This is a genomic window from Nocardia sp. CC201C, from assembly GCF_030010695.1.
Taxonomy (GTDB): Bacteria; Actinomycetota; Actinomycetes; order Mycobacteriales; family Mycobacteriaceae; genus Nocardia; species Nocardia otitidiscaviarum.
Map to the genome: position 1 here is coordinate 1 of NZ_JASCXP010000615.1, position 2,905 is coordinate 2,905.

A 2,905-nucleotide genomic window follows, 5' to 3' on the forward strand; every position below is an offset into this window, starting at 1 on the left:
CAGTTGACGACGTTCCAGAACGCGGTCACGTAGTCGGCCTTGACGTTCTTGTACTGCAGGTAGAAGGCGTGCTCCCACATGTCGACCTGCAGCAGCGGGATGATGCCCAGCGGGACGTTGGCCTGCTGGTCGTACAGCTGGAAGGTCAGCAGCTTCTGGCCCAGGGTGTCGTAACCCAGGACGGCCCAGCCGGAGCCCTGCAGACCGTTGGCCGCGGCGGTGAACTGCGCGCGGAACTTGTCGAACGAACCGAACTGGTCGTCAATGGCGGCGGCCAGCTCGCCGACCGGCTTGTCGCCACCGTTGGGGGAGAGGTTCTTCCACCAGATGGAGTGGTTCACGTGGCCACCCAGGTGGAAGGCCAGGTTCTTCTCGTACAGGAAGATCGCGCCGTGGTCGGCCTTCTCGCGGGCCTCCTCCAACTTCTCGAGCGCGGTGTTCGCGCCCGCGACATAGGCGGCGTGGTGCTTCGAGTGATGCAGTTCGTTGATCTGCCCGGAGATGTGGGGCTCCAGGGCGCTGTAGTCGTAATTCAGATCTGGCAGCGTGTACTCAGCCACGATGTCCCTTCCTCAGTGTCGGGGCCGTGTGCCCTCGGTGTGTAGAGCGCACCCAACCATCATTCGTACACCCGCTCGGTTGCAACCGGGGGCGCTCCCCCCTGATTCCGGCGCCGGTCGAAAATCCCAGCAAGTGGACGGTGCCCGCGCAGCACCGGCGCAAACAGGCCCCGCTTCGGGCCGAGACGGCTGCCGTAGCATCGAACCCATGTCGTGGTACGACGAACTCGTAGCCCGCATACGACTGCCGCAGGCCGTGCCGGTGACGCCGGAGCAGGCGTTGCCCGGCCGTGCCGAGCCGCTGGTCGTCCCGGAGCGACATTTCGTCAACGGGCATCCGCTGAAACCACCGTTCCCCGCGGGCACGGAGGTCGCGGTGGTGGCCATGGGCTGTTTCTGGGGTGCGGAGCAGGGCTACTGGCTGCACGACGGCGTGCACAGTACCGCCGTCGGATACGCCGGGGGCTATACGCCCAACGCCACCTACGAGGAGGTGTGTTCGGGGCGCACGGGGCATACCGAGGCGGTGTTGGTCGCGTTCGACCCCGAGGTCGTCGACTACGCGGGAATTCTGCGGTGGTTCTGGGAGAACCACGATCCGACCCAGGGCATGCGGCAGGGCAACGACCGCGGCACCCAGTACCGCTCGGCCGTCCTGACTCTCGACGACCGGCAGGCCGACATCGCGCACGAGACCGCGGCGGCGTATCAGGAATGTCTGACCGCGGCCGGGTACGGCAGCATCACCACCGAGATCGCCGCGCTACCGGATCTGTCCGCGTTCTACTACGCCGAGGGCTATCACCAGCAGTATCTGGCGAAGAACCCCGGCGGCTACTGCCCCGACCACGGCACCGGCGTGCGGTGCCCGATCGGCGGCCCGGGCACATAGGTCGTCGCGCGGAACTGCGCCCGGCTACAGCGCCGGCACGATATCCGGCCGCATGGTGCGGGGATCGCACCTGTCGTGCGCTTCCCACCACCGCATGCCGCCCGCGATGAAATCCGCGACCGGGATCTCGTGGCCGTGGCAGTCCTGGATGCTCACCCGGTCGAACCACACGCGGATATCGAGTTCGCGCGGGTCGATGCCCTCCTCCTGGGAGAACTCGAGAATGTGCGCGCCCTCGCCCGCACCGAGCACGGTGTCGAAGCTGAGCAGTTCCCGCCACAGCGCCCAGCTGCTGTCGTCGAGGTCGAAGAACTCCCAGCCGTGCAGTGCGCCGCCGCCGAAGCTGCGCACCGCGTCACCGAGCGTCTCGAGGGTGGCGGGCAGGATTTCCGGCTCCAGGTCGTCCCACTGCTGGCGACGGAAGGAGGCGGCGACCCGGCTGACGCCGGAGAGGGTGAGGAAAACCGCGCAGTCGGCGGGCGGTGGCCCGTCGAGCGGCAAGGTCAGCACATCGAGTTCGAGCCGTAGCCGAGCATTTGCCGGTTCGACCTGTATACCGAGGCAGGTCGCCTCGGACAGGGCGGTGTTGAGTCCGTTGGTGTCCAGAGTGTCGAGTAGCCCCCTGCTCGTATCCATGGTCCGAGGCTACCGAAAGTGCCTGCGTGAACCGGGGATTTTCGTTTTTGTGCAGTGTTGTCGTTTTTTACGGTTCCACCGGGAACCGATCGTTCCGGTGCTGCGTCGAAAGAGATATCCGGCCGAACGCTCCGGCACGTGGAGGGGACCTACCGGGGCGCTCGGCCGGACATTCCGGACAGGTCTCGACCTGTGGATCAGGTTGTGGATTATGTGGATAACCTGCCGCTCGACCGGAATGGAACTCCCCCGCCGCCGCGCCCCCGTGGCAGGATCGACAGGGTGACGAGCCCCGACATCCCCTCGGTACCGATCGACGCCGTGCCCGCGGAGTTCGACGCCGCCGAGCCGTGGGGCACGACCGACAGCGTGCCCGCCCTCCTGCTCGACGTCCGTGAACCCGACGAGTGGCGGCTCGGCCACGCGCCGGGCGCCATCCACATCCCCATGGTCGACGTCCCGGCGCGCACCGACGAAATAGATATCGACGCCCAGGTGTACGTGATCTGCCGCCAGGGCGGTCGCTCGATCCAGGTGGCCCAGTACCTCGAGCACATCGGCTACGAGGTCCTGCACGTCTCCGGCGGCATGGTCGCCTGGCAGCAGGCGGGCCGTCCGCTCGCCGGCGACGACGAGCAACAGGCGAAGATCTACTAGATGAAGGGGGGACACGTCCGGTGAGTTCCGTTCCGCGATCGCCGACGCGATCGCCGGTGGTGCAACCCTGCGCCCGCTGCGGCGCGCGCTGGGCAGTGCAGGGCACGCCGCTGCACTGGTGTCCGCGCTGTCACGGCGTGTTGCTCTCGCCCGCGCCCGT

4 protein-coding genes and 1 pseudogene are annotated in these 2,905 nt (G+C 67.3%); 3 read left to right on the forward strand and 2 right to left on the reverse strand.

From position 1 onward, the window contains the following. A partial coding sequence (locus QK444_RS34925; RefSeq protein WP_282786267.1) for a superoxide dismutase occupies nucleotides 1-560 on the reverse strand: 560 nt, incomplete at its 3' end. A gap of 208 nt (nucleotides 561-768) precedes the next feature. Between QK444_RS34925 and msrA the strand changes: the two genes are divergently transcribed. Beyond that, the gene (gene msrA, locus QK444_RS34930; protein WP_282786268.1) at nucleotides 769-1,452 is read left to right on the forward strand and encodes a peptide-methionine (S)-S-oxide reductase MsrA; all 684 of its coding nucleotides are present in this window, start codon (nucleotides 769-771) and stop codon (nucleotides 1,450-1,452) included. A gap of 24 nt (nucleotides 1,453-1,476) precedes the next feature. Here the strand turns inward: msrA and QK444_RS34935 are convergent, their stop codons facing one another. Further along, on the reverse strand, nucleotides 1,477-2,088 hold the full coding sequence (locus QK444_RS34935) for a hypothetical protein (RefSeq protein ID WP_143983333.1): 612 nt from the start codon (nucleotides 2,086-2,088) through the stop codon (nucleotides 1,477-1,479). A 282-nt stretch (nucleotides 2,089-2,370) separates the two neighbouring features. Between QK444_RS34935 and QK444_RS34940 the strand changes: the two genes are divergently transcribed. Both QK444_RS34940 and QK444_RS34945 read left to right on the forward strand, forming a co-directional pair. Next, nucleotides 2,371-2,745, forward strand: coding sequence for a rhodanese-like domain-containing protein (locus QK444_RS34940; protein ID WP_282786269.1), 375 nt, complete (start codon nucleotides 2,371-2,373; stop codon nucleotides 2,743-2,745). A 20-nt stretch (nucleotides 2,746-2,765) separates the two neighbouring features. Further along, nucleotides 2,766-2,905: pseudogene (locus QK444_RS34945) on the forward strand (DUF4328 domain-containing protein); the annotation flags it as partial.